Here is a 24,646-nt window from a genome sequence, read left to right on the forward strand (position 1 = left end):
GCTTGTACGGTTCTAATCAGAACTGCAAACGATTATTCTACTGGTTCCTCTTCTTCTGGTGATTCTTCTACTTCTTCTGTTGGTAACTCTTCAGATGACTCTTCCGCTTCATCTGGCGGCGATTCTTCATCTTCATCATCTAAAGCACTTCGGTCTGTTGTAAATGCAACGTCAATCGTTTCTACTCCAGATAATGACGCCCCAGGTTCTAATGATTGATTCATCGCAAACCCGTTGCCTTCTACACGTATGTCAAGGTCTGCAACGACACCAAACTTCATTACATCTCGTTGCGACCATCCTGTAAAGTCAGGCATGATACTTTCGCCACCCGTATGAAGAAAGATCTTTTCACCTGCTAGAACTTTCTCGTGAGCATCAGGGTATTGTTTTTCAACCCGGTTGCCATCACCAATTACAACTGCATCAAGGTTATGCTCTTGCAACTCTTCCACAGCACGATTAATTCTAGATCCAGTCACATCAGTCACTTCAGCACCTTCTGGTTGATACTCATCAGCATCAAGATCATATGACGTTAAATTCAAGTATTGGATACTCTGCTTTAACACCGTATTAAAAATCTCAGCGACAGCTCCGTTACCACTTCTACCATCAGGCATATTCGGTCGATCTACAGCAACGTAAACGATAAGTTCAGGATCGTCATACGGGGCCATTCCTAAAAAGGAAAAGATGTTTTGATTATGGCCGTTCAAATATCCACCTTCGCTCGGAATTTGTGCCGTACCCGTCTTCCCTGCAACTTCAATTCCTTCCACTTGATACGGTTGCCCCGTTCCAATATCACTGTACACAACATCGCGTAACTGACTTTTCACTTGGTTTGCTGTTTCTTCAGAGATCGGCTGACCTGATAGCTCAGGTTCATGTTCATACGTGACGTCTCCTGTATTCGGGTTAACGATTTTGTCGATTAAATATGGCTGAACCATATCGCCACCGTTGGCGATTGCCGTTGCCGCTTGAACTTGTTGAATCGGTGTAACAGCCGATGCTTGTCCAAACCCTGAATAGATGGCCCCTAAGTCATTTTCAGACATTAAGCCTGAAGCTTCCATCGGCAAACCAATCCCAGTTGGTCTTCCAAATCCGAAGCGTTCCATATATTCATAGAATCGGTCTGCGCCAAGTTTGTCATTAACAATACTTGCAAAAGCAGTGTTTGCCGACCTCGGCATCGCTTCTTTATAGGGAATGTCTCCCCAACCTCGTCCTTGATTGTGGTCACGAATGAGCGGAGTATCACTATATCCAGTGCTATACGTTCCCGATTGGAAATACTCTTCGTCATCGTATACGCCTTCTTCAATCGCTGCAGCCATCGTAAACATCTTCATCGTCGAGCCAGGTTCGAAATGGTCCGACACGGTAAAGTTCATATGGTTCGAGATCGATTGATAATAATTTGGATTAAACGACGGACGATTACTCATCGCGAGTACTTCACCTGTTTTCGGATCCGCAACGATCGCCATCATGCGCTCAGGATCGTACAGCGTTTCAGCAACCGTTAGTGCTTGTTCAACGGCAAGTTGAATGTGCGAATGCAACGTCAAGTAGACGTCTTGTCCATGATACGCTTCTTCCATCTCGCGCGCCTCACCAGGCAATGGCACACCGTTTCGGGCACGTAAATAACTATACGAGCCCCCACTTCCAAGCAGATACTCATCTAACGACGATTCCAACCCCATGCTGGTTCATCCTCGCTTCGATCAAAATATCCAACGACATGAGAAGCAAAGTCTTGGTTCGGATAATATCGTCTTGGTTCCGTTTTGAATTCAATCCCCGCAAGCTCTAAGTCCTCAATGTTCTCTTTTTCTTCATACGTTAATTGACGAGACCCGCTCCCTAATTCAACTTGGAAACGATCTGCATCGACACCTCTTTGCAACATGTCTCTTAATTCGTTCGTTTCAAGACCAATATAAGGCGCTAACTGCTCAGCAGTGTGATCAATATCTTCTACAGCTTCATAGCCATAATCATCTTTAAGAATGGCTTGGACTGAATAAGAGGACACTTCTTCTGCAATGGCACTTCCGTTACTCGTGTAAATCGTTCCCCTTTCACCATGTAACGGTTGCTCACTCGTCCACTGACTTTCTGCATACGCCATATAGTCGTGCTCGCTCGTCCCTTTTGCTACTTGTACATATAAAAAAACGTCCGCCAATTACTGCCAAAAAAAGCGCAGCAACGGCGAACACGGTTAACGCTCGGTATACGATCGTTGTACGTTTCACAACACCACCACCTTGCTCGATGCGTACTATTCGTTACCTGTTACAACCTGCACATTGGCTTCATTTAACTCCATACCATGCTCCTGTGCTAAGTGTAGAATTCGCTCAGGGTCACTTAATTCCGCGACTTGTAAATCCAATCCAGCATTACGCTCTTGTTGAGCTGCAATGTCACGCTCCAACGTGTCAATGCTACTGTTTTGACCGTAAATGGTCGCGTAATTGGAGATCATAAAAAGGGCAGTCGTCACAACAATGGCAAGAATCATGAACATGATGCATTTTTCACCAAGAGTAATTCGTTTTTGAATACGCTTTTTTACGGTACGTACATCTTGACTTTGATGATGCTCTTCAACATGTTGATGTTTATGTGCGAATTGACTCATTGCTGCCTCCCTCGATTTGATTACTTTATTTTTTCTACGACGCGAAGACGAGCAGAACGGGCTCTACGGTTGTGTTCAATTTCCTCGTCACTCGGTAAAATTGGTTTCTTCTTCACCCAGCGCATCGACGGTTCTAATTCTTCCGGGATCACTGGCAAACCTGGCGGAAGCTTTGGTAAGCGACAAAATTCGTCTAATGTCGACTTCGTTAAGCGATCTTCTAACGAATGAAACGTAATGACCGCAATGCGTCCATTCAAGTTCATCATAGATACAAAATCGGATAACGCACGCTCAAACGATTGCAATTCATCATTAACTGCAATACGAATCGCTTGAAACGTTCGCTTAGCAGGATGTCCCCCAGTCCTTCTCGCTGCAGCTGGAATTCCTTCTTTAATGAGCTCAACGAGTTGGTCGGTCGTTTCGATTGGCTCTTTCATTCGTGCTCTTTCAATCGCGCGTGCAATTTGCTTTGCAAATTTCTCTTCCCCGTAGCGATAAATCATCTGTGATAATTGTTCGAAACTCCACTCATTAACGACTTCTTTCGCTGACAACGGTTGACGCCTGTCCATTCTCATATCAAGCGGAGCATCCCCTTGGTAACTAAACCCTCGGGATTTATCATCAAATTGCGGTGAAGATACACCAAGGTCGAACAAAACGCCATCAATCTGTTCAACGCCTAGTGAACGAAGCGTCGGTACCGCTTCTTTAAAGTTGACGTGAGTAAGTATTAAACGCGGTTCATCTGCGAATCGTTCTTTCGCTGACAAAATCGCTTCCTCATCTGCATCAAAAGCGTACAGCCTACCTTGATCATTTAACTGTTCTAAGATGTGCGATGAGTGCCCTCCCCTGCCGAAAGTACAATCGACATAGACACCATCGGGTTTGATATCCAAATAGTCAACGGCTTCTTGTAGAAGCACAGTTTCATGCTTAAAAATCGTTGCACGCTCCTTTCTTTAGAAATCAAGATCTTCCATTGATTCAGCAATCTCGCTAAACGATTCTTCCGACTCAGTAAAGTAGGCTTCCCAAATAGAAGAATTCCAAATCTCAACTCTTCTTGAAACACCAATAATGGCACATTCCTTCTCTAAATTCGCATAGGTTCGAAGCGGTAGCGGGATGTTGACTCTCCCTGTTTATCAAAAGATGTCTCTTGAGCACCCGAAAAGAAAAAAACGGGTAAACGCTCTGGCATCCTTTTTAGTAAATGGCAATGATTTTAACTTCTGTTCAAGTAGGTCCCATTCAGATCTAGGGTATACGAAGACACACTGGTCCATTCCTCTCGTTACGACAAACTGGTCCCCCAATTGTTCGCGAAACTTTGATGGAATAATGAGCCGTCCTTTTTCATCGATGGCGTGGGTATACTCTCCCATGAACATGTTCGCCATCCCCCTCCACTTGATATTTTTAACTTACCACAATCCCCCACTTTACACCACGTTTTATACTCGATTTTTTTTACGTCAATTTCTTTACAGTTTTATTACCTTATGAAATGACGCTAATTTTGTCGTGATTACAAACGAGAATAAGCACGGGAAAACCTTGACAAATCAGGCTTTACCGTGCTCTCATAACTACAGCTTTCACTTATTCAGTAAATGTATCACTATTATCAATCTCACTACACGCTAAATACCGTGAAAATTGACGTAAACTTCACGGTGCATTTTACTCGATGTCGAGGATCGTTTCATTCCTGCTGTAAGTTTTGACGGGCTCTGTCTAATTAGACGTTTCTTCCGACGGATTCTACAGTCTTCAGACATCGCTTTTTTTCATTGCCTTACGATAAAAGACAAATAATTCAATCAATAAAAAGATAAAAAAACCGGCACTTTCCTTCTACATAGAAGAAAAACACCGGTTTAATCGATTAACCCACTTTACTCGTGGGGACAAGTGGGGGATTTATTCGTAATAGACGAGATGTTGATACTCTTCAAACGTCGCACTAAAGAGAAGGGTTCGTAAACGTTCAATCCCAATCTCATTTATCACTTGGACGATCGTTAACATTCGCTCTTGCGGTTTACCGTTAGGCGATAAGTGAGCCTCCGCATGAGTTAGTTTGTTAATATCAACGTTCGCTTTGTGGTATTGCCAGCTGTCGATTCTGTCTCGCATCGATTCAAATGTTCGTTTCATTTCATTTAAACGACGATCACTATATCGTTCTTCGCTTTTAGAAAATGAAAGAAGCGCTTCTCTCATTTCTTTCTCCGCTTCTTCTAGAAGACTGACACTACGTTCATACAGTTTCTCACTGTCCACTTTATGGTAATTCTCTTTTAGCTCTTCTCTTCTTGCTCGTGTACCTTCTGAAACGATTTCTAAAGGCGTTTTTTTGGCTAATACGAACGCCCTTTTCGCTACGTCGGTTTACAAACGTTTGTTGTAAGCGCAAGGTGACAGGAGGAACTTTGCGGTTAAATTGATGGAACAATGGCTTAAGCATCGACCAATATTTAATTTCACCTGGTCCCGCTACGAAATACAATACAGGCAACATCTGCTCTTGAACAAACGGCCTCGTAAATACGTTGCTACTAAAGCGCTCAGGATATTCTTGAGCTTCTTTTGCCCATTGTTTCGACGATTGATTAAAGCGATGATCACTAATTGAAAGCGTTCCGTCTTCATTTGCAACCAGCTTCTCTCGATAGCCGTCAATATGGTAAAACAGATGAGCGTGATCTTTGGAAAGGGTAATAAACGGCTCTTCCCCTTGCTCTTCCATACGCTCACTGCTTCTCACAAAACTTTGACGTACATCGTCATTTTGCATAAGCAGCGTTTCAAATATGTTCCCCATCATCTTTCTAAAAATGGGTTCTTCAGGGTCAATGAGCACGAGTCCTTCATCTTTAAAGATCCAAGACATCATCTCAGCAAAGAAATGAGTAAACGTGCTAGAACGTGCCGCGAACTGTTGCAGCTTGTCACGCAATGATTTCGTGTGGTCCGTCTCACCGAGCGCGATTAGAATCTCATCAATCATCTTCTCCATCGCTTCTTTGTTAAGAGGCTGATGCGTGACTGGCGCCCCTGCTTTCGTCTCTCCAGTATACTTCACTCGCTTGACACTACCCGTTGTGCTGTGTACATACACGTGGTTCACTTCATCAATATCATGATCTTCTCCAGCGATCCAAAAAAACTGGGATCACTGGCGTTTGCAGACGCTCTTGTTCGATCTTCGCTTTTTGGATGATCGTTAAGGCTTTCGCAATTGTATAGATCGGTCCAGTAAAAAGACCTGCTTGCTGTCCCCCTACGATGACCGTAGCGTTTTGATCTTTTAATTTCTCAATTTGCGCTAACTGCATGTCATTGTATTCAAACTGCTGATGATATTCGTGCAGCGCCTGACGCAAATCATCGTGGTTTAACTGATAACTCTTTAATTCTTCAAAACGTTCGGTTGAATGACCGATCGGTCGATAATCAAACAAACATTGAACTTCATCATCGCCACTTGCGTATCCACTCAACCATTTATCCAAATTCATTGAATATCTTTCTATTGTCATGATTCCCGACCTTTCTTGACGAGTTCGTGCGTTCACATCAAGCTTATGCTGTGAAATATGTAGTTACACTCGAAAGGATTCCGATGCATAACAACGTAACATACATCGGCACTAAAACGATAAAATACGTTCGCCAAATCGCTGTAAATAACTTTCTACCGTAAAGATCGCCGAACTTCTTCCACTGGGCAAATGTTAACCACATACCAATGAATAAAAATACCAAGGCAATCCAAATAAAGCCGATCGTAAACAGTTCATACCAAATCATCATTACTGCAAAAAAAGAAAAATGGCACACTACAATCTGCAGCAATTTTTAACGCCCTCGTTTTATTGCTCATAAAACGTACGAGCAAAACTGATAGTAACAAAAAAACGACGAGCGGAAAAGTAATAAGCACTGTAAGTAAAGTAATCATCGTCAAGTCTCGCTACAACTCCCTTCGAGCAGCAGCAAAGGTGTCTATTCTTTTGGTGTACGCAGCCCATTCTCTACTACTCAGTTTAGCATAACCCAATCAAGAAATGCTTAACTGTCTTTCAACGATTTTTGTCGTCACCTACGACAAAAATGTTAATTTATAGTAGTATAGAATTGTAATACAGACAGCGAAGGAGGCACTTCATTGGACGTACAAATTGAGCAACTCCGAATTAATTACAAAACACTTGAGGATTTTAAAGCATTCCGGGAAGTTGGAATCCAAGAACTTTCTATGAAAGAAGAATTAGAGCAAGATATGATTGAAAATAACAGCAAGTCTCCTTTTTTTCGGCATTTACATCGGTGACAGGCTCGTAGCGAGAATGTGTTTATATGAGATTGACAAGGCCTATGACTTGTATTTCTCCCCAGCACAAAAATACTTAGAGCTTTGGAAACTCGAAGTTCTTGAACCTTATCGTAACCAACGATTCGGTAAAGCACTCGTTGAACACGCGAAATCATTTGGTTATCCAGTTAAAACGAATGCACGCCAAGGATCTGATCAGTTTTGGCTAAACATGAAATTTGATGCGGTACATTACGATGAAATTCGTGATCGTGGAGAGAACCCTTACGTTTGGTACCCATCTAATGTAAAAGCACAAACCTTACAAAAAGACGAGTCGCAATAATTGCGACCCGTCTTTTTTATATTCGCGAATGACTTTTCGCTTTTTCTAGAAGTGAGATAAACGATTGGTAATCATGTTGAACAGCTTTTAGTTCTCGTTCTACTTTCGTAAGCTTTGAGACGAGTGCTTCGTTTTCTAATTGCTTTTTCTGTAATTCACTTTCGATCCGCTTTGTGTACAACTCTGATTCATCGAGTGTTTGCAAGTAATCAATAACATCTTTCATACTACTTAACGTAGAACTTGTTTTAGTTGGTACATTTACATCCGCTACACTTGCCACTTCCGCATGCGCTTGTTCATAATGACGATTCTCTTTTGCAGCCTCAATTTCTTTCGTATATTGCTTTCGAATGGTCGCATTCCAGCGAAAGCCACACGCAGCTGCCGTTCGCTTTAAGCGACTGCCTACCTCTTCAAAAGCTTGTAATTGTGTTTTGCCTTCTCGAATGTGAGCTAATACGAGGTCACTTAGTAACTGATCTTCCTCTTGGCTCCATGCGTCTTGACGAATTGCTGTCATTTCCATCCCTCCAACCCTCATAGTAAGTAGAATCCGATATGTACTTTTATGCAAGAATTCGTAAGTCTATGATTCATAAGAGAAATAAAAAAAAGCCCCTCTATCATATTGATAAAGGGACTTCCTTACTGTTTACGCTTCTACAACACTTTCACCTTTGTACGTTCCGCATGATTTACATACGCGGTGTGAACGCTTAAGCTCTCCACATTCCGGGCATTTTGTCATACCTGGTACAGCAAGTTTTACGTGCGTACGGCGTTTGTTTTTACGAGTACTAGATGTTTTTCTTTTAGGTACTGCCATGTCTCTTGCCACCTCCTTTAACAAATCGATACTACCTTAAACATTATCCATTTCAACATGCATGAAGGCTACGCGCAACCATCTATGATCATCTTCATTATTGATCGTTTTGAAAATACTTAGCTAAGTCTTTCAAACGGGGATCAATGGCGTTTTGGTCATCATCATTCTCTTTGCTTTGCTTTTCGCTTAATTCCCAACCGTTCCCAGATGTTAGTCCATCTTTTTTAAGGTCTTCATCTTCATTAATGACACGAATTGGAATTACAAGTAGAATGTTCTCCTTAATATATGGGAGAAGATCAACATAACCATTTTCCGGTTCATGCAGCGTTTCATCTTCATCATCAGTTACTGGCAAACCATCAATTCGAAATCGCTCAATGATGTCAATTTCAAATGGCGACGTTGTATCGACCAACGTGCGAGCGCAAGGTAACACGAACGTACCTGTCGCTGTAAACTGAAAGGTCGCATACTGGCTAGTAATCTGAACAAAACCTTTGATATGAACAGGCGAGATATCACGCAGTTCTTGATCGCGTTCTACAAGTTCAGATACGTTCACATCCTTCTCGAAAGGGATCGTATCTTTACGGCTTGTTAGAAGTTGTTGAATCGTCCAGCGCATTAATTATCACCTCAAAGCAACAAAAGTAATTATAGCTGTCATTATGCTTGTTTGTCAACATTTTTTTCTTTACATTATACTGTAAGCGAACGATGATTTCACATTCAAATTACGAAAGAAGGGTAATTATGAAAGCAATTGGGCTTATCGTGGAATACAACCCTTTTCATAACGGTCATCTCTATCATTTACAAACCTCAAAAAAACATGCGAAAGCAGACGTCGTCGTTTGTGTCATGAGTGGGTATTTTTTACAACGCGGCGAACCTGCAAGTTATTCGCGACAAACGCGAACAAAGCTAGCCCTTGATGCAGGTGCTGATCTAGTCGTTGAACTCCCCTACGCTTATTCTAGTCAACATGCAAGCTTATTTGCACGAGGTAGCGTTTCAATTCTTAACGACTTACTCATCGACTCGTTTTACTTTGGCAGTGAATACGGTGATATCGATGCATTTATGGAATTAGATCTGTTTATGCAACAACATGAACAAACGCTAGAATCGCACGTAAAAAAACGCATGAATGAAGGAGCGTCATACCCTAGAGCACAGTCTGAAGCATTTCTTGAATTAACACCACCTACGACATTCCCAGATTTAAGTCAACCGAATAACATTCTAGGTTATCAATACGTGAAAGCCGCAAGAGAATTAAACGCGTCAATTCAGCCTGAAACGATTCAACGCACCGGAAGTGGATACCATAGCGAAGACCTTGAAGAAAAAAAGTTCAATCGCCAGCGCAACTGCAATTAGACGTGCACTGTCAAACGATGAACTTGAAGACATTCGCCCTTTCGTGCCAAATGAAACCTACGCTGTGCTAAACGAGCATCCACTCGTGTCTTGGGATGACTATTACAAGTACTTACAACATGAATTATTAACGACTGACATCACGGTTCTTGCTTCTTACTATGACGTTCAAGAAGGATTAGAATATCGGCTAGTCGACGCAGCAAAAAAAGCGGACAGCTCCAATCGTTTATGAATCTCGTAAAAACCAAGCGATACACCTGGGTTCGAATTCAACGTACACTCGTCCACATTTTAACAAAAACGACAAAAGCGAGCATGGCTGACACATTAGGTGCGAATCGCCAACCATCTGCGGTTCGTTTATTAGGATTTTCTAAGGCAGGACAAGCTTATTTAAGCAAAATTAAGAAAGAAACAACGCTTCAACTGTACGACCGTCCACCGAGGCAAAAAAACGCACAAATGCGACTCGATGAAAAAGCCGCATTTGCTTATTGGAGCTATTTACCAACTTCAATCCGCCCTGACTTCTACCAACGCGAATATGAAAAACCGATCGTTTTAAGCGATAGAACGTAAATAGTCAATCGCTTCTTGAAGTGTAGAAATTGGAACGACTTGCATGTCGGTATTGATGTCTTCTGCTGCTTCTCTGGCTTGTTGATAGTTTGAAAGTTCACCAAGCTCTTCATCATTAGGCGCAAAGAAAATGTCAATGCCGCTTGATCTGCAGCAACTACCTTTTGAGAAATGCCTCCGATTCTGCCAACATTTCCGTCTTCATCAATGGATCCTGTGCCTGCTACGTTAAGTCCCCTTGTAATGTCATCCTCTTGCAATTGATTATAGATTTCTAATGAAAACATTAATCCTGCTGAAGGGCCACCAATGGCTCCTGCTTCAATCGTAACTTCCGGATCAAATGTCACGGTGCGGTCATTAACAGGATAGATAATCCCTAATCCGACTGCATCCTCTGGCTGACCATTTTCATCTCCTGCATTCGGGAATGATTGCATCTCAACATCAACTTGTATTTGTTCCCCTTCACGAATGACGCTTAACGCCGCTTCTTCACCTGCCGTTTTCTCAGACAATGCTTCGGTTAACTCTGTGAAATTTAGAATCGTTTGCTCATCAACGCCAACGATTAAATCACCGGCTTCTAGTACATCTACTGCACCCATTCCATCAACAAACTGAGTAACAAAAACCCCATTTTCTTTAATATCTACACTTGCTCCCGCTGCTCGGTAGGCTGCAATTTTTGCAGCATCTTGAGATTGCCTCATCGATTCGACTTGGCGATGATGGTATTCTTCATCACTTTCGTTCTCAGTCATAATCATCTCTTCTGGTGTTAACACGCGGTACGGGCTTAAAAACGACCATAAATATAAAAAGGGGTTGGCTCTACTTTGCAAAATTGTCGTTAAGTAAAACTCTCCCTCTTCAAGGTCTGAACCCCCTTCAACCGTAATGATTTCTTGAAGACCAGTGGCATCTCCAGGTTGAGAATAATAATAACCAATTGGGATCTGTTGAATCAAAAGTACAGCGAGTAAGCTAATTGCTATGATCCACAGCGTCTTTGTAGGTTTACTTCGGTTGTTCTTCTCGCTCATCGCTTCTCCTCCCAATTTAATATGCGCCGCCTTATGTCTTCTACGTAATGACTGGCTTCTACTCTTCCTTGTTCAACTAGTGCTTCAATTTCTTGAAAAGCGACAGTACTATGCTGCTTCAAAATCGGTCGCATCAGCACATCAGCTTGGAGCCATTTGCTTTCAACGATCTCTCTTCCCATAATTTCCATACTTTGCATTATGACATCATAAATAGACGTGATCGGTGGGTCCTTTGGAAAAAAATGAAACATCAACCGCAATCACGATATCTGCGCCCATATTGCGAACCGCTTGAATCGGTACACGATCGACAATCCCACCATCAACGAGAATCTTCCCATCATATTGTACGGGTACAAAAATGCCAGGAATGGAAATGCTCGCTCGAACGGCTTTTGAAATGCTACCTGAATCTAGAATGACTGATCTCCCTTTTTGCAAATCTGTCGTAACGATGGAGAGTGGGATCTCTAAGTCTTCGATATTTTTGCCTTGAGTGAGCATATAGATTAATTCTTCAATCCGCTTCCCATTGATGAGACCCATTTTCGGAACCGTAAAATCAACAAAGTACTTTCGTTTAAACAAAGATGCTAATTCTTCCAAATCAGTCGCTGAATGCCCAAGTGCAAATAGCGCACCAACAAGTGAACCCATACTACTGCCTGCAATATAATCAATCGGAATGTTTTCTTTCTCAAATACGTCAAGGACTCCGACGTGAGCAATTCCCCGCGCTCCGCCAGAACCTAAAGCAAGACCAACTTTCGGTTTTCGTTGTTCCACATTTCACTCCTCCGTTTAATACCAAAGAAATGACTTCTATGATAGCTTACCAGTTCTTTCGAGACTCATTCCTTATTTTAAAAGAAAACGAGAGCTCGTTCTATTTTTGTGAACGAAACGTAACTATGAAAGTACAATGCCTTGTCCTGAGTCCACCAATGAGGAGGCTGTTCTTTTGTCACTTTCAAAATGGAATTCTCTTTTTCTAGCTTGTTCTGTACTTTTAATGGCAGCCTCATTGATGCTCTTCCCTCAACATTCATTGGATGCATCATTACGAGGGTTATCGATTTGGTGGGAAGTCGTTTTTCCGTCGTTACTACCGTTTTTTTTATAATTTCTGAGCTTCTCATCGCCTTTGGCGTCGTTAGTTTTCTAGGCGCTATATGGAACCATTAATGAGACCGTTATTTCGTGTGCCAGGCACTGGTGGTTTTGTATGGGCGATGGGACTTGCCAGTGGCTACCCAGCAGGTGCAAAACTAACCGCACGCCTTTGGAAAGACAAACGAATCACGACAATTGAAGCTGAACGTCTCGTTGCATTTACAAACTCTTCAAACCCTCTATTTCTGTTCGGGGCAATTGCGATCGGTTTTTTTCACGACCCTGCTCTTGGAATTGTTCTTGCGTTTGCCCATTACGGAGGCAACGTCCTCGTCGGAATTATGATGCGATTCCACGGAAGAAATCACATACAGACGAGACAAAAAAAAGAAAAGTTTTCCTTCCTTAAAAGAAGCTTTTCACATGTTACATGAAGAACGTCTTCAAGATACGAGACCGATCGGACAAAAACTTGGCGATGCCGTTCAATCATCGGTACAGACGCTATTAATGATCGGTGGTTTCATTATTCTATTCTCTGTGTTAAATGAAGTTCTATCTTTGCTGCACATTACGCAATGGTTGGCACTGATCGTGACATTGGCATTAATGATTTTCCAATTTCCGACTGAGTTAAGCGTACCAATTATTTCAGGACTTTTTGAAATGACGCTTGGTAGTCAACTCGTCAGCACAACGACAGGAGCAACACTAAAAGAGCAAGCCATCATCGTTAGTTTCTTACTCGCATTTGCAGGATTTTCCGCTCAAGCACAAGCTGCTAGCATTCTTGCGGCTACGGATATTCGATTTAAACCATTCTTTTTTGCAAGGGTCATGCAAGGTGTCTTCGCTGCAACGTTAACGTTTTTCGTATTTGATTGGCTGTATCAACCCGTGTGCAAGAAACGGCGTCTGGAGGCGCGTCACAAAACTTCCTTGCAACGTTCATGGATGGCTTTTACACGTGGGGTCCGATCGTTACACTCGTTACATTGCTCATCTCTATTGTCATTTGGCACCAAAGACTGATCATGAATCGTTAACGTTGATATTTTTCACGTAGCGCACGCTCCACTGGAGGTGGCACGAGGTCTTCTGCATTTCGCCCATATCGAGCCACTTCTTTTACGATGCTTGAACTTAAGTAAGAGTAATTGTTATTTGTCATCATGAAAAACGTCTCAACTGACGATTCTAATTTTCGATTAATTGAGGCGTTTTGCATTTCATATTCAAAGTCACTAACCGCTCGTAACCCTCTCACAATGACACTTGCATTCTTCTCTTTCACATAGTCAACGAGCAAACCTTGAAACGAGTCAACGGATACGTTGGTAATATGTGTTAACGACTCTTCTAACAATTGCACACGCTCTTCCACTGAAAACAATGGTGTTTTTCGTTGATTGTTTAAAACAGCGACGATAATTTCGTCAAAAACTTTTGCGCCGCGCTCAATAATATCAATATGTCCATTCGTAACAGGGTCAAAACTGCCTGGATAAACTGCGATCGTCGTCATATCCTTATTCCTCACTTTCACTCATTCGATACATCGTAATTGTCGTATCTCGGTAGCGTTTTTCATGAACCGTTTCAAGCGACTCGATCACTTTCGGTAACGTGACACCCGAATCGTGTTCACATACAATTACACCATCTGGATGCAAGAGAGTACCGTCTACAATCGCTTGAATATCTTCTTCAATCATTTGCTGTTTGTAAGGTGGATCGATATAAATAAAATCAAATTGGATACGTTCACTGCTTAAACGTTTAAGTACTGATTGCGCACGTCCTTGTTGAATCGTTAAGCGTTGGTCGACACGGCAATGTTTCGCATTTTTCGTAATCGTTGTAATCGCTTCTTTTGAAAGTTCTACAATGTGCATTCGTTCCATTCCACGACTGATCGCCTCAATCGATATGGCTCCACTACCCCCATAAAGATCAAGACCAATGCCTCCATCAAAGTAAGGTCCAAGTCGATGAAATAACGCCTCACGAACTTTATCAGCAGTCGGCCTCGTTGTATTTCCTTTTACAGCTTGTAATCGCATCCCCCGCTGTTCTCCTGCTATGACACGCATCATTAACTTCCTTTCTATCTTGCATTCATAAAACCCTTTTAGTTTATCATACCTTGAAAGTGACAATTCAAGAAAAAGATTCACATCGGTTTGTATATTCTTGCACGTTTACGGACATGATAGAGTTAGCAACATGATCCCATGTTGCAAGTAACCGCGGAGAACGCTTACGTTTCCCCATAAGCGCTTCCTCCGGTTTCTCCTCTCCCATTGCCTGTCGATAACAACAGGCTCCGCGTGTCCATAAGGGCGCGCGGCTTTTTTTTGTATAAAAGAAGCTTGAGTATGAGTACTCAAGCCATTAAGTATGCAAATGTTCATTTGTTCTTTCCAATTGAGTGTCATCTTCGAAATTCAAATCAAGTTCCCTTCGAACCGACCATTCTAAGTTGTGGACAAAATTCAATCGTCCAATTTGTTCGGATACACTGTTGGCATCGTCGACATTGCAATATAAGACAACATATTTCATTTTCTTAGATACGTATTGGACGTGTCCATACTTGCGTAAATGCCTGACGTGTTTTAACGATTGTACCCAGACTACTAGTCCCTGTCTTTGTTGATACATACGTACCGCCCCTTACGGTAAAACCGGAATGTTATTCCATTAGTTTATCATGGGAACAAGTTAGTGACAACGCCGTTACAACGTTGCCAACGTTTGTACTCATGACTTCGTTCAAAAACAAGAGTGAAGATCAATCATTTTCCAAGAAAAAGCAACGAAGCCTCACGCCATTGTGCTTGCAAGCCTATAGAGAAAATGATATTATATGTTCACTTTCATATGTACGTTAATGATCGAAATGCGATGACAGGACAAGTAAAAGGACGTTATGCTACAGAGAGCGAAGCACCCGCTGAAACCTTCGCGCCACTAACTCCTTTGAAACCTACCTTGAGCAGTCAGTTAACCGCTGACCGTCTACTCTGCGATAAAGAGTACAAGTGAACCACATCGCTGTGGTTAATCAAGGTGGTACCGCGGAAAAGCTCCTATTTCGTCCTTAATACGGATGAAATAGGAGCTTTTTTTCGATTGAGGTGACTAACATGAACACAAAACGCATCGTCATAAAAATTGGCAGTAGCTCACTGGCAAAGCGTGATGGTGGAATTGCTCACGAACGAATCATTCACTATAGTCGTGCAATTGGTGAATTACACCAACGAGGGTATGAGATTATTCTTATATCTTCAGGCGCCGTTGCTGCAGGCTTTCAAAAAATCGGCTACCGAACACGACCAACAACGACTGCCAAAAAACAAGCAGCCGCAGCAGTTGGCCAAGGGTTGTTAATGGAAGCTTACGAGAAAGCGTTTCTAAAACAGTCAATTGCTGTAGCGCAATTGTTATTAACGAGAAGCACGTTTTCCCACGAAGAGCAATACAACAATGCCTATCAAACATTGGCTGAGCTTCTCAGAAGACGAGTCATTCCTATTATTAATGAAAATGATTCCATCGCCATTGAAGAACTAACGTTTGGTGATAATGACTGGCTTTCAAGTCTTGTTGCTGGTCTATTAAACGCCGATCAACTGCTTCTACTTACGGATGTTGATGCGTTTATAACGCCCATCCAAGTCAACCTGACGCAAAAAGAATTGAGCAGTTAACTGTCATTACCGATTCATTTATCAATGAGATGGATGACAAACGATCAAGCCTTGGAACTGGTGGTATGAAATCGAAGCTAGAAGCCGCAAAACGAGCGCAATCGTTAGGAATTAATACGTTCATCGGTCGTGCAGAAAGTGAAGAAGAATTAATCCAAGCAGTCAATGGAAACGGCAAAGGAACGTACGTTGAGCGTCAACCGAATACATGGACGAAAAACCGCCAATGGGTTGGTCTTCATTCAGAAATTGAAGGGCGTATTATGATTGATGATGGAGCAAAGGATGCGATGCTCTACCGTGGCAAGAGCTTACTAGCGGTTGGAATTAAAAAAAGTCGAAGCATCATTTGAAAAAGGAGCCATTATTGCAGTCTACGACCGTGACGGGTTACTCGTCGGTAAAGGTCGTTCTTCATTGTCTTCAAATGAATTAGGAACAGCAAACGAGACTTCAATCGTTTGTATTCATAGAGATCATTGGGTAAGCCATCAGAAAGGACAGATGATTGATGAGTCTAACAAAACAACAAGCGACCGCTTGTAAACGAGCGAGTAACGCTATTGCAAACGCAAGCCTCGAAAAGAGAAATGAAGTATTACGTCTGATTGCACAAGGTTTAGATGAAGCGAAAGACGCCATTCATGATGCGAACGTAAAAGACATCGATGATGCCGTACAAAACGGAATCTCAAATGAATTAATTGATCGCTTAACGTTAACGCCAGATCGAATTGAATCAATGAAAGAAGGGTTATTTACTCTTATTGACAACCGGACCCATTACGAAAAGAAAACGAACAATCGTGGACACGAGAAGACGGACTCGTCATTAAAAACGTCCGCTCTCCGTTAGGCGTTATAGCAATGGTGTATGAAGCCCGCCCAAATGTCACAATTGACGCAGGAAGCCTTTGTCTAAAAGCAGGTAACGCTTGTTTACTAAGAGGAAGTTCATCAGCGAAACGTTCAAATGAAGTGCTCGTAACGGTGATGCAAGATGCCCTTACGAAAGCAAGCTTATCCCGAGACATCGTTCAACTCATCTCTCCAGATTCAAGGGAGAGTGTGAATGAACTCGGTCAATTACGAGGACTTGTCGACGTGATGATCCCGAGAGGAAGTGCCTCACTGATCCAAACCGTTCTCCGTCAATCAATCGTCCCTGTGATTGAAACTGGAGAAGGCAACTGCCACCTTTATATTGAAGGAACAGCCGATAAACAAATGGCCATTGACATTGCCATCGATAGCAAAACCGACCGTCCTTCTGTCTGTAATTCAGTCGAAACCATTCTCGTAGATCGTGAATGGGCGACCCTTCACGGTCATGACTTGATTCACGCGTTAATTGATAAAGGCGTGACCATCTATGGTGATGACACGTTGCAAACTTTAAACGAAAACGTCTTACCTGTCACCGAAGAACACTTTGAAACGGAGTTTCTTGATTACGTCGTTGCAATGAAAACCGTTAACGATAGCGGAGAAGCGATCCGTCACATTGATCAGTATAGTAGTCATCATTCAGAATCGATTGTCTCGAACAACGAAGCGATCGTCGAGCGTTTCCAACAATTGATTGACTCAGCTGCTGTGTACCATAACGCTTCGACCCGCTTTACGGATGGTGGAGAATTCGGATTCGGTGCAGAGATTGGCATTAGTACGCAGAAGCTTCATGCAAGAGGACCTCTTGGCCTTGAAGCACTCACAACGAACAAGTACGTCATCCAAGGAAGTGGACAAACGAAAGGAGTTCAATATAGTCATGAAACCTAATCTGTTGTTTGTTGGAGCCGGGGCTATGGCTGAAGCGATCATCGCTGGTGTACGTGCGACTGATCAAACGAAACAAACGACGATCAAAGCGATGAATAAATCCAATCAAGAACGCTTAGCGTATATGAAAGAACGCTATGAGATCGAAACATTAACCGATGTTAAAGAAGCAATGAACGAAAGTGATGTTGTCGTGCTGGCAATGAAACCAAAAGACATTGAATCTGCGATCATTCAACTACGACCTTTTGTAACGAAACATCATGTATTTTATTCTGTACTTGCAGGAACAAAAACGGACTATATTTCCTCATTACTCGGTACGAAAAATGCCGTGATACGAGCCATGCCAAACACTTCCGCAACGGTCATGCAATCAGCAACTGCGATTTGTAAAGGTGAATATGCAACGGATGAAGACGTTGAACTTGCACGATCGTTGTTTTTACACGTCGGTACTGTAACGACGGTAACGGAGACACAAATGGATGCCGTTACCGGCATTTCTGGTAGTGGTCCTGCGTACATGTACTATGTTATTGAAGGCTTGATGGAATCAGCAGAACGCGCCGGGATTGGTTCTGATGAAGCGAAACGATTAATCGTTCAGACGATGATCGGTGCTGCCACTCGCTTTAGTCACACTGAACAAACACCAAAAGAGCTCTATAAAGAAGTGATGAGCCCTGGCGGGACGACTGAAGCAGCATTTAAGCATCTCGAAATGTTTCAAGTGAAAGAACACATTGCTAAAGGTGCCGATGCGGCCATCGGTCGATCAAAGCAACTTGGCGACTACGATGTGGATCATACTTCAATCGGAGGTTAAGTGATACGTGAGCTCAGATAAACATTGGCGCCTCAAACTTCAAGACTTCGTTGAGCATCGCTTTTTTTACGATTGTCGTGATGCTCTTTATCTTTGTTAATGCGGTTATCGTCGGTCTTGAAACGTACCCAGAACTGTACATTCCTTATCAAGAATGGTTCTACATTGCTGACCGTGTGTTGCTTTGGATTTTCACCGTTGAAATTGTGTTACGACTCATTTCAAGCGTCCCATTTTATACTTTTTTTCAAGAGCGGTTGGAACTGGTTTGACTTCTTGATTATCTTAGCCGGTCACCTGTTTGCAGGTGCACACTTCGTGACGGTTCTCCGAGTGCTTCGTGTACTTCGAGTGCTTCGTGCGATCTCTGTCATTCCGTCATTACGAAGACTCTTGATGCACTTATGCGCACGATCCCTTCCCTCTTCAACATTATGTTTTTAATGAGTCTCGTCTTTTACATCTTTGCTGTCATCGGTACGATGTTATTTGCATCAATTTCTCCGGAGTATTTCGGAAGCCTCGGGCGCTCTATATTGACGCTCTTCCAAATTGTAACGTTAGATTCATGGACAGAAGCGGTAATGCGACCGATTTTAGAGATTGAGCCGTGGAGTTGGATTTACTTTATTGCGTTCGTTTTAGTCGGTACGTTTATTATCTTTAACTTATTCATCGGGGTTATCGTAAACAACGTTGAAAAAGCAAACGAAGAAGACACCGCAAAACATAGCACCGAAGAAACAGACTATCAAAAGCTTCAAAACGAATTACAAGAAGTAAAACAAATGCTTCGAGACATAAAAAACTCGGATCCAAAATAGGATCCGAGTTTTTTGTTATTGGGTTACTTTAGCGAAGAACTCTTTGTATAATGCTTGTAGTGCATCATCGGCTTCACGCTCTTTTACTCCAAATGTAAGCGATACTTCTGAAGAACCTTGATTAATCATTTCTAAGTTAACGCCTGCACTTGATATCGCTTGAGTTGCTCTTGAAGCTAGACCAACGGTCTCATGCATGCCTTCTCCTACAACCATTAACATCGCAAACCCGTGCTCAATGTAGCAGTCATCGACACCGAGTTCATTTTGAATGCGATTAATAAGGCGATTCTCGCTATCAATGGAAAACTGAGATGTTCTTATGATGACCGACGTATCATCAATTCCAGAAGGTAAATGTTCATAAGATAGGCCTTCTTCTTCAACCATTTCTAAAAGCCTACGTCCAAATCCAATCTCGCGGTTCATTAAATACTTTCGAACGTAAATAATACTAAACCCTTTATCAGCAGCGATCCCAGTGACAGGGAAGTACGTATTCTCTTCTTTACGACGAGCGGTAATTAATGTCCCTTCACTTGATGGGTTATTCGTATTCTTAATGCTTACTGGAACGTCATGTTGAAATGCTGGAATTAACGCAACATCATGAAAAACTGAAAAACCAGCATACGAAAGCTCGCGCATTTCGCGGTACGTCATATGGTGAATCTCTTCTGGATTTTCAATGACATTTGGATTTGCTACATAAACCGAATCAACATCTGTGAAATTCTCATAAAGGGAGGCCTTTACACCAGCAGCTACAATGGCACCTGTAATGTCTGAACCACCTCTTGGGAATGTCGTTAAGATCCCATCCTCGGTATACCCGAAAAAGCCCGGGAATACGATCACGCGCTCTTCATCACGTAATGCTTTTAATTGTTCGTAAGCTTCTGGAATCACACTGGCGTCCCCAGGTTCGCCTTCAACGAGAAGTCCAGCTACTTTCGGATTCATATAAACTGCATCAATGCCTACATTCGAAAAGTGAGCTGCGATTAGTTTCGCATTATTATCCTCGCCTGCGGCTTTCATTTGATCCATAAATTGATCATCATTGTCCGCTTTGCTATAAAAGTCAACGCGAGCGTGAAGATCTTGTTCTACTTCTTCAATTGCTTCACTTGGCAATGCGAGCTCTTTTGCAATCGATTGATAGCGCTCAATCACTGCTGCCAGCGCATCGTCTGTTGATTGACCTTTAATACACTTCTCACCTAAGTCAATCAGCATGTCGGTTACTTTAATGTCGTCTTTCGTTCGTTTTCCCGGCGCTGAAACGACAATAATTCTTCGTTCAGCATCTTCTTGTACGATATTCGTGAGCTTTTCAATTTGTGGCCCACTCGCCACTGATGTTCCGCCAAATTTTACAACTTTCATTTACTCTCTCTCCCTTTTTCTTGGTGTACATTCATAGCTATAGACGGTCTTCTTCCGACCATTGTTGTTCTCCTAGTCCAAATAATTGCAGCATCGCGAAAAAGATGGGGACGTCTGATTGAGTGTAAAAATCAGTGGAGCATGAAGACTCTGCATCATAATCCAACGATTTGGCATGGCCAAACGTCGTCTCTTGAAGGAAGTTCGTCATTTCTGCTTCATCAAAACACGAAGGAGCTGCATACGTTTGTGTCGTATGATCAAGGATCGTGCGAGTATCACTCGGGGCACTCACGCTGATTGGCACAAACATTCCACCGATGATAAGAATTGCAACAACAGATAATAGCGTAATGACAATTTTTTTATCCTTGCGTTTCATATACAATCCCTTTCGTTCCTATATCTTCTTTTATTATACTTAGATTCTTAATTAGAATCTAGGAATATCCTTTATTAAGACCGTGAACCGTCGTTCATTTCTTGACAATTTTTCAAGGAACTTCTACGATAATACATAAGATTGTAAAAGTAATGTGTTAATTTTTCTTCACTCGTAAGGGGATCTGATGCTATGACGCTCAACGTTTTGAAAAATCGTCAACTGATGACGAAAGAAATTAATGATCTAATCGTCTCTCACGAAAAAGTTGCACACGTTCAACTAGAGAACCGACTTGATCATGCATTACTTGTTCTTATTAAATCGGGATATACAGCCGTACCTGTACTTGATCGTGACTACCGAGTAAAAGGTCAGATTAGTAAAACAGAAATCTTAGACTCTATTCTCGGTTTAGAGCAATTGGAGATGGAGCGTCTTCATGATATTACTGTGGAGACGGCCATGAACAAAAACATCCCACGATTACGCACGGACGCTACATTCCAAAAAGCATTAACGACGTCAATTAATCATCCGTTCATATGTATTGTTGACGATGACGATGCCTTCGTCGGAATTTTAACGAGACGATCAATTCTCGCCTTGGTTCACAGATATTTGCAATAAAGAAAAGCTATTAAGAATCAACTGTTCTTAATAGCTTTTTTATGGAATCAACTACAGCTACAGCTCCCACCTGATCCACATCCCCCACTACAAGACGAAGAGTCAAAGTAAGGATTTGAAGAAGGAACTTTAATAAACGGCGACACTGAGCTTGCCAGTAGCTCACCAATCGAAGATAACAACTTCTCTAAGTCCCGTTCTGCTTTTCGAAATGCAGCGACTGTTTCACACATGTCCATTTCGCGCTTTGCTAGTCGCATAGCTTTCGTTACTGTATGATAATCTGGATGGTATTTACCAAACCGTTGAACTTCTTCAAAACGCACCTTTTCATCATTAAAGGCTACGATACAAGACGTTGCATAAGCATCTTCGTTCATTTCTCTTTTTGTATCGAGATAAGTAGTGTACACATCACTACGAGTGATCATAAAAGAAAGTTCTTCGGAAACATCCAACAGGTCAACAGGTGTTGATACGACACTTTGCACTGTAAAACACCTCCAAACCCCAGTATAACATGCGTAGAGTTACAATTGAATGGTTTCCTCATATTCATGTAGTAACGAACCTTTTTCATCATAGAGTTCGATGACTAATTGGTGCTTCCCACTCGGAACGTCCTTAAGCATAAACGCGGCTTGCTCGACTTTTTCTTTTTCCCCATCAAGAGTGACGATGAAATAGCCTTTTGGACGTTCCTCATCATGACGATTAAACGTCACTTCAGGGACGTACGTTTCAACGTAAATCGTACTCCCAATTTGGTGCGTTTGTATTTTTGTTTCAGTATTCTCAGTAGACACTTCTTGAATGGCTGGCAACGGTTCAATCGTTATATCGCTTTGCACGAAAGGTGACATGAGTAACATAATCATCCATACGGACATAAAAACGACCTCCTTTGTCTTATTATGCCAAAGAAGGTCTAAAACTATGCTACCTACGGAACATGCTTAACAAACTCATCGTCATCCCAAGTCCTTGGTTTACTTTAGCTACTCGTTGGGGCCACGTTTGACCGTTGAATACTTTCGCTTCTTTCTCCATGTCAACGAGCTGTTCAGGATGCCGTGCGAGCTTACGGTACCATGTCGGTTCTGCACGTAAATAGCGCTTAAGATCTGGACGACTCCGAATGTATTCCATTACGTCACTTCTCATCGTATCAACCGCCTTTTAAAACCCTCTAAAGGAAAACGGATTATCCCTCGTGCTACTACGAACTGGAGCACCTGTATTTTGGAACTGCCCCATCAGTTGTTGCACGTTGTTCATCACACCACTAAATTGACCTAAATAACCTTGAAGCTCGTTTACGTTCATTTGACCGAGTTTTGAGACGACAGAGGCAACGGTTGGGTTGTTATCAAGTAAGCCTTGTAAATTGCTCGCAGCTCCTCTTCCATCTGCACTGGCAGCTGCTTGTTCTTGATTGGCGCCTACTCCTACTTGTTCAGTTGGAGCTGCTGCGGTACGCGCAAATCCTTGCCAGCTTTGATCGTCTGATCCTAAGATACTCCAATCTTGATATAACCCATTCCATGAACGGCGTCCTTCACGGACTTCCTGAATTAACCCTGGATGATTTTTGATAAATGCCTTAAAATCAATCACCGAAGGGTCCATGTGCTCATCTGGCATGATACCCCCTCCTTTTGCTTTTACATTACGCATCCACTCTTGTCTATGTTCATCAAAATTCCTTATGCTAGCAATTGCATATTTAAGCGTTTTTCTATAAAATAAAGATTGGATTGAGCCTTTTAGGAGGGAACGGGATGAAAATAACAGACTTCAACTTTCCAGACAAAGAATTGAAATTTGGAAACTTGCTTCCAGTCATGGACAAGCACGGATTTATCCACGCAGAACAATGGGATTACGAACGTGTTACCTTTGATTATGAAATGAAAGACGAACGCGAAGGTGCAACGTACTTCTTACGAGTACCTGCCTACGCAATCGACGGAGATATTCCAGGGGAAGATACTGTCGTGAAATTAATGACACCGATTCTCGGTAGACATTATTACCCACACGGTGTCGAGTACGATGAAGAATTCCCAGACAAAATCGTATCAAAAGTGAAGTCTAAACTTCAAGGCGTTGAAGAAGGATTGAAAGACTTCTAAACCGTTAAGACAGCTGTATACTCAGCTGTTTTTCTTTTTACGAAAAAAGCGGCCACGCATGAATTGCGTAGCCGCTTTTTGTCATTACCCGTAATAAGGTGAGATCATAATGTAGATTAGTACCCCTGTAATACTCACATAAAGCCATAGTGGCATCGTCCAACGAACAATTTTCTTATGCTTTGTTACTTGATTTGTCATTCCCCAGATGACTGAAAACAGTACGAGCGGTACGATAATAGCCGCAAGTGGAATGTGTGTAAGTAGAATAAAGTAATAAATCCCCGCCATAATTCCTTCTCCACCGTAAGTGTAGAGTCTGCAAGTAAATGGTGTGCCACATACGTTACGAGGAATAGCGTTGTTGTTGTTAACGCTGCATAAATAAACCGGCGATGTACTTTTACGTTGCGCTTTATGATTGCAAAGAGTGCCGCAAGTAAGAACACCGTCGTAAAGCTATTGTAGATCGCATTCATCATCGGTAAAATCGTCACATCAAACGACGCGTCCGCGCCTAGCCCGTCCATAAAAAAACAATAGAGCGATTAAACCATTAATAACGATGGTTAGCGTGACGACAATCCACGTGTAATTTTTGTTTGTTTTCGGTACATAATCTGCGTTTCCCAAAGAAAACAACCTCCTGTCGTTTC

28 protein-coding genes, 8 pseudogenes and 1 other annotated feature are annotated in these 24,646 nt (G+C 42.2%); of the genes and pseudogenes, 11 read left to right on the top strand and 25 right to left on the bottom strand.

All coding sequences use genetic code 11. From position 1 onward, the window contains the following. Positions 1-32 precede the first annotated feature (32 nt). The 10 genes and pseudogenes from JCM19055_RS11475 to JCM19055_RS31675 all read right to left on the bottom strand — a co-directional run bounded on the left by JCM19055_RS11475 (position 33) and on the right by JCM19055_RS31675 (position 6,641). Positions 33-1,718 carry a penicillin-binding protein gene (locus tag JCM19055_RS11475; protein WP_052366251.1) on the bottom strand — a complete coding sequence of 562 codons (1,686 nt, stop codon included), beginning with the start codon at positions 1,716-1,718 and terminating at the stop codon, positions 33-35. Then, the gene (locus JCM19055_RS23770; RefSeq protein WP_152549850.1) at positions 1,697-2,203 is read right to left on the bottom strand and encodes a hypothetical protein; all 507 of its coding nucleotides are present in this window, start codon (positions 2,201-2,203) and stop codon (positions 1,697-1,699) included. Before JCM19055_RS23770 ends, JCM19055_RS11475 begins: the two co-directional genes overlap by 22 nt. A 96-nt stretch (positions 2,204-2,299) precedes the next feature. Beyond that, entirely contained in the window at positions 2,300-2,662 is a 363-nt protein-coding gene (ftsL, locus tag JCM19055_RS11480) for a cell division protein FtsL (RefSeq protein ID WP_042359818.1), read from the bottom strand. A 20-nt stretch (positions 2,663-2,682) separates the two neighbouring features. Continuing rightward, positions 2,683-3,615, bottom strand: coding sequence for a 16S rRNA (cytosine(1402)-N(4))-methyltransferase RsmH (rsmH, locus tag JCM19055_RS11485; protein WP_042359819.1), 933 nt, complete (start codon positions 3,613-3,615; stop codon positions 2,683-2,685). A gap of 18 nt (positions 3,616-3,633) precedes the next feature. Then, positions 3,634-4,065 (bottom strand): annotated as a pseudogene (gene mraZ, locus JCM19055_RS11490) (division/cell wall cluster transcriptional repressor MraZ). Positions 4,066-4,597: 532 nt separating this feature from the next. Then, the gene (gene bshC / locus JCM19055_RS11495) at positions 4,598-5,017 is read right to left on the bottom strand and encodes a bacillithiol biosynthesis BshC (RefSeq protein WP_152549851.1); all 420 of its coding nucleotides are present in this window, start codon (positions 5,015-5,017) and stop codon (positions 4,598-4,600) included. After that, positions 4,962-5,807, bottom strand: a complete 846-nt coding sequence (gene bshC, locus JCM19055_RS11500) for a bacillithiol biosynthesis BshC (protein WP_193745399.1) — start codon at positions 5,805-5,807, stop codon at positions 4,962-4,964. The genes bshC (JCM19055_RS11495) and bshC (JCM19055_RS11500) overlap by 56 nt, the downstream gene beginning before the upstream one ends. Positions 5,808-5,817: 10 nt before the next feature. Beyond that, a complete protein-coding gene (gene bshC / locus JCM19055_RS11505; protein WP_081833636.1) occupies positions 5,818-6,219 on the bottom strand; it encodes a bacillithiol biosynthesis BshC in 402 nt (133 codons plus the stop codon). Positions 6,220-6,262: 43 nt separating this feature from the next. Continuing rightward, positions 6,263-6,493, bottom strand: a complete 231-nt coding sequence (locus tag JCM19055_RS11510; protein ID WP_152549852.1) for a DUF3397 family protein — start codon at positions 6,491-6,493, stop codon at positions 6,263-6,265. After that, positions 6,477-6,641, bottom strand: coding sequence for a DUF3397 family protein (locus tag JCM19055_RS31675; RefSeq protein ID WP_152549853.1), 165 nt, complete (start codon positions 6,639-6,641; stop codon positions 6,477-6,479). The genes JCM19055_RS11510 and JCM19055_RS31675 overlap by 17 nt, the downstream gene beginning before the upstream one ends. 207 nt (positions 6,642-6,848) lie before the next feature. Here JCM19055_RS31675 and JCM19055_RS11515 point away from each other — a divergent pair. Beyond that, positions 6,849-7,341: pseudogene (locus JCM19055_RS11515) on the top strand (N-acetyltransferase). 16 nt (positions 7,342-7,357) lie between these two features. Here the strand turns inward: JCM19055_RS11515 and JCM19055_RS11520 are convergent. The 3 genes from JCM19055_RS11520 to JCM19055_RS11530 all read right to left on the bottom strand — a co-directional run bounded on the left by JCM19055_RS11520 (position 7,358) and on the right by JCM19055_RS11530 (position 8,801). Further along, positions 7,358-7,864 carry an RsfA family transcriptional regulator gene (locus JCM19055_RS11520; protein ID WP_042359824.1) on the bottom strand — a complete coding sequence of 169 codons (507 nt, stop codon included), beginning with the start codon at positions 7,862-7,864 and terminating at the stop codon, positions 7,358-7,360. 132 nt (positions 7,865-7,996) lie between these two features. Beyond that, positions 7,997-8,170, bottom strand: a complete 174-nt coding sequence (gene rpmF, locus JCM19055_RS11525) for a 50S ribosomal protein L32 (protein ID WP_042359825.1) — start codon at positions 8,168-8,170, stop codon at positions 7,997-7,999. A 97-nt stretch (positions 8,171-8,267) separates the two neighbouring features. Beyond that, on the bottom strand, positions 8,268-8,801 hold the full coding sequence (locus tag JCM19055_RS11530) for a DUF177 domain-containing protein (RefSeq protein ID WP_042359826.1): 534 nt from the start codon (positions 8,799-8,801) through the stop codon (positions 8,268-8,270). A 128-nt stretch (positions 8,802-8,929) separates the two neighbouring features. Here JCM19055_RS11530 and JCM19055_RS23775 point away from each other — a divergent pair, with 128 nt between their 5' ends. Next, positions 8,930-9,559 (top strand): nucleotidyltransferase family protein, encoded by a 630-nt coding sequence (locus tag JCM19055_RS23775; RefSeq protein ID WP_052366253.1) that lies wholly within the window; start codon positions 8,930-8,932, stop codon positions 9,557-9,559. Then, positions 9,498-10,141: pseudogene (locus JCM19055_RS29425) on the top strand (nucleotidyltransferase family protein). Before JCM19055_RS23775 ends, JCM19055_RS29425 begins: the two are co-directional and overlap by 62 nt. Here the strand turns inward: JCM19055_RS29425 and JCM19055_RS11540 are convergent. Further along, positions 10,093-11,187 (bottom strand): PDZ domain-containing protein, encoded by a 1,095-nt coding sequence (locus tag JCM19055_RS11540; RefSeq protein ID WP_052366256.1) that lies wholly within the window; start codon positions 11,185-11,187, stop codon positions 10,093-10,095. The pseudogene JCM19055_RS29425 and the gene JCM19055_RS11540 overlap by 49 nt on opposite strands. Continuing rightward, positions 11,184-11,976: pseudogene (locus JCM19055_RS11545) on the bottom strand (patatin-like phospholipase family protein). The gene JCM19055_RS11540 and the pseudogene JCM19055_RS11545 overlap by 4 nt, the downstream one beginning before the upstream one ends. A gap of 136 nt (positions 11,977-12,112) precedes the next feature. Here JCM19055_RS11545 and ylbJ point away from each other — a divergent pair. After that, positions 12,113-13,349, top strand: a pseudogene (gene ylbJ, locus JCM19055_RS11550) (sporulation integral membrane protein YlbJ). Here the strand turns inward: ylbJ and coaD are convergent. The 3 genes from coaD to JCM19055_RS11565 form a co-directional block, all read right to left on the bottom strand. Beyond that, entirely contained in the window at positions 13,346-13,828 is a 483-nt protein-coding gene (gene coaD, locus JCM19055_RS11555) for a pantetheine-phosphate adenylyltransferase (RefSeq protein ID WP_042359827.1), read from the bottom strand. The pseudogene ylbJ and the gene coaD sit on opposite strands and share 4 nt — an antisense overlap. 4 nt (positions 13,829-13,832) lie before the next feature. Continuing rightward, a complete protein-coding gene (rsmD, locus tag JCM19055_RS11560) occupies positions 13,833-14,396 on the bottom strand; it encodes a 16S rRNA (guanine(966)-N(2))-methyltransferase RsmD (RefSeq protein ID WP_042359828.1) in 564 nt (187 codons plus the stop codon). Positions 14,397-14,697: 301 nt separating this feature from the next. Continuing rightward, positions 14,698-14,967, bottom strand: coding sequence for a YlbG family protein (locus JCM19055_RS11565; RefSeq protein ID WP_042359829.1), 270 nt, complete (start codon positions 14,965-14,967; stop codon positions 14,698-14,700). A 234-nt stretch (positions 14,968-15,201) separates the two neighbouring features. Further along, positions 15,202-15,411 (top strand) — a binding site (T-box leader). 41 nt (positions 15,412-15,452) lie between these two features. On the opposite strand from JCM19055_RS11565, the pseudogene proB reads away from it, so the two are divergent. The 5 genes and pseudogenes from proB to JCM19055_RS11585 all read left to right on the top strand — a co-directional run bounded on the left by proB (position 15,453) and on the right by JCM19055_RS11585 (position 19,454). Beyond that, positions 15,453-16,565: pseudogene (gene proB / locus JCM19055_RS31680) on the top strand (glutamate 5-kinase). Continuing rightward, positions 16,531-16,875, top strand: a complete 345-nt coding sequence (locus JCM19055_RS31685; protein ID WP_370543093.1) for a hypothetical protein — start codon at positions 16,531-16,533, stop codon at positions 16,873-16,875. Before proB ends, JCM19055_RS31685 begins: the two are co-directional and overlap by 35 nt. Continuing rightward, the gene (locus JCM19055_RS11575; protein WP_370543104.1) at positions 16,851-17,801 is read left to right on the top strand and encodes a glutamate-5-semialdehyde dehydrogenase; all 951 of its coding nucleotides are present in this window, start codon (positions 16,851-16,853) and stop codon (positions 17,799-17,801) included. Before JCM19055_RS31685 ends, JCM19055_RS11575 begins: the two co-directional genes overlap by 25 nt. Beyond that, on the top strand, positions 17,791-18,630 hold the full coding sequence (gene proC / locus JCM19055_RS11580; RefSeq protein ID WP_042359830.1) for a pyrroline-5-carboxylate reductase: 840 nt from the start codon (positions 17,791-17,793) through the stop codon (positions 18,628-18,630). Before JCM19055_RS11575 ends, proC begins: the two co-directional genes overlap by 11 nt. 80 nt (positions 18,631-18,710) lie before the next feature. Continuing rightward, positions 18,711-19,454 (top strand): annotated as a pseudogene (locus JCM19055_RS11585) (ion transporter). Positions 19,455-19,469: 15 nt separating this feature from the next. Here JCM19055_RS11585 and JCM19055_RS11590 read toward each other — a convergent pair. Both JCM19055_RS11590 and JCM19055_RS11595 read right to left on the bottom strand, forming a co-directional pair. Then, positions 19,470-20,843 carry an aspartate kinase gene (locus JCM19055_RS11590; protein ID WP_042359831.1) on the bottom strand — a complete coding sequence of 458 codons (1,374 nt, stop codon included), beginning with the start codon at positions 20,841-20,843 and terminating at the stop codon, positions 19,470-19,472. 37 nt (positions 20,844-20,880) lie between these two features. Continuing rightward, entirely contained in the window at positions 20,881-21,225 is a 345-nt protein-coding gene (locus JCM19055_RS11595; protein ID WP_042359832.1) for a hypothetical protein, read from the bottom strand. A 192-nt stretch (positions 21,226-21,417) separates the two neighbouring features. On the opposite strand from JCM19055_RS11595, the gene cbpB reads away from it, so the two are divergent. Continuing rightward, positions 21,418-21,855 (top strand): cyclic-di-AMP-binding protein CbpB, encoded by a 438-nt coding sequence (gene cbpB, locus JCM19055_RS11600; protein WP_042359833.1) that lies wholly within the window; start codon positions 21,418-21,420, stop codon positions 21,853-21,855. A gap of 47 nt (positions 21,856-21,902) precedes the next feature. On the opposite strand, the gene JCM19055_RS11605 is transcribed toward cbpB, so the two are convergent. Genes JCM19055_RS11605 through ylbD form a run of 4 tightly spaced genes read right to left on the bottom strand, consistent with a single transcriptional unit; the run spans position 21,903 to position 23,499 of the window. Continuing rightward, positions 21,903-22,346, bottom strand: a complete 444-nt coding sequence (locus tag JCM19055_RS11605; protein WP_081831629.1) for a YlbF family regulator — start codon at positions 22,344-22,346, stop codon at positions 21,903-21,905. Between the two features lie 39 nt (positions 22,347-22,385). Continuing rightward, on the bottom strand, positions 22,386-22,745 hold the full coding sequence (locus JCM19055_RS11610) for a hypothetical protein (protein ID WP_042359834.1): 360 nt from the start codon (positions 22,743-22,745) through the stop codon (positions 22,386-22,388). A 49-nt stretch (positions 22,746-22,794) separates the two neighbouring features. Next, positions 22,795-23,019 carry a YlbE-like family protein gene (locus tag JCM19055_RS11615; RefSeq protein ID WP_042359835.1) on the bottom strand — a complete coding sequence of 75 codons (225 nt, stop codon included), beginning with the start codon at positions 23,017-23,019 and terminating at the stop codon, positions 22,795-22,797. A gap of 15 nt (positions 23,020-23,034) precedes the next feature. Beyond that, on the bottom strand, positions 23,035-23,499 hold the full coding sequence (gene ylbD, locus JCM19055_RS11620) for a spore coat protein YlbD (protein WP_042359836.1): 465 nt from the start codon (positions 23,497-23,499) through the stop codon (positions 23,035-23,037). Positions 23,500-23,636: 137 nt separating this feature from the next. Between ylbD and JCM19055_RS11625 the strand changes: the two genes are divergently transcribed. Then, complete coding sequence (locus tag JCM19055_RS11625) at positions 23,637-23,990, top strand: YugN family protein (RefSeq protein ID WP_042359837.1); 354 nt, start codon at positions 23,637-23,639, stop codon at positions 23,988-23,990. Positions 23,991-24,074: 84 nt separating this feature from the next. Here JCM19055_RS11625 and JCM19055_RS11630 read toward each other — a convergent pair. Then, positions 24,075-24,623: pseudogene (locus tag JCM19055_RS11630) on the bottom strand (DUF420 domain-containing protein). Positions 24,624-24,646 lie beyond the last annotated feature (23 nt).

Source organism: Geomicrobium sp. JCM 19055 (assembly GCF_000698185.1).
Taxonomy (GTDB): domain Bacteria; phylum Bacillota; class Bacilli; order Bacillales; family Marinococcaceae; genus Geomicrobium_A; species Geomicrobium_A sediminis.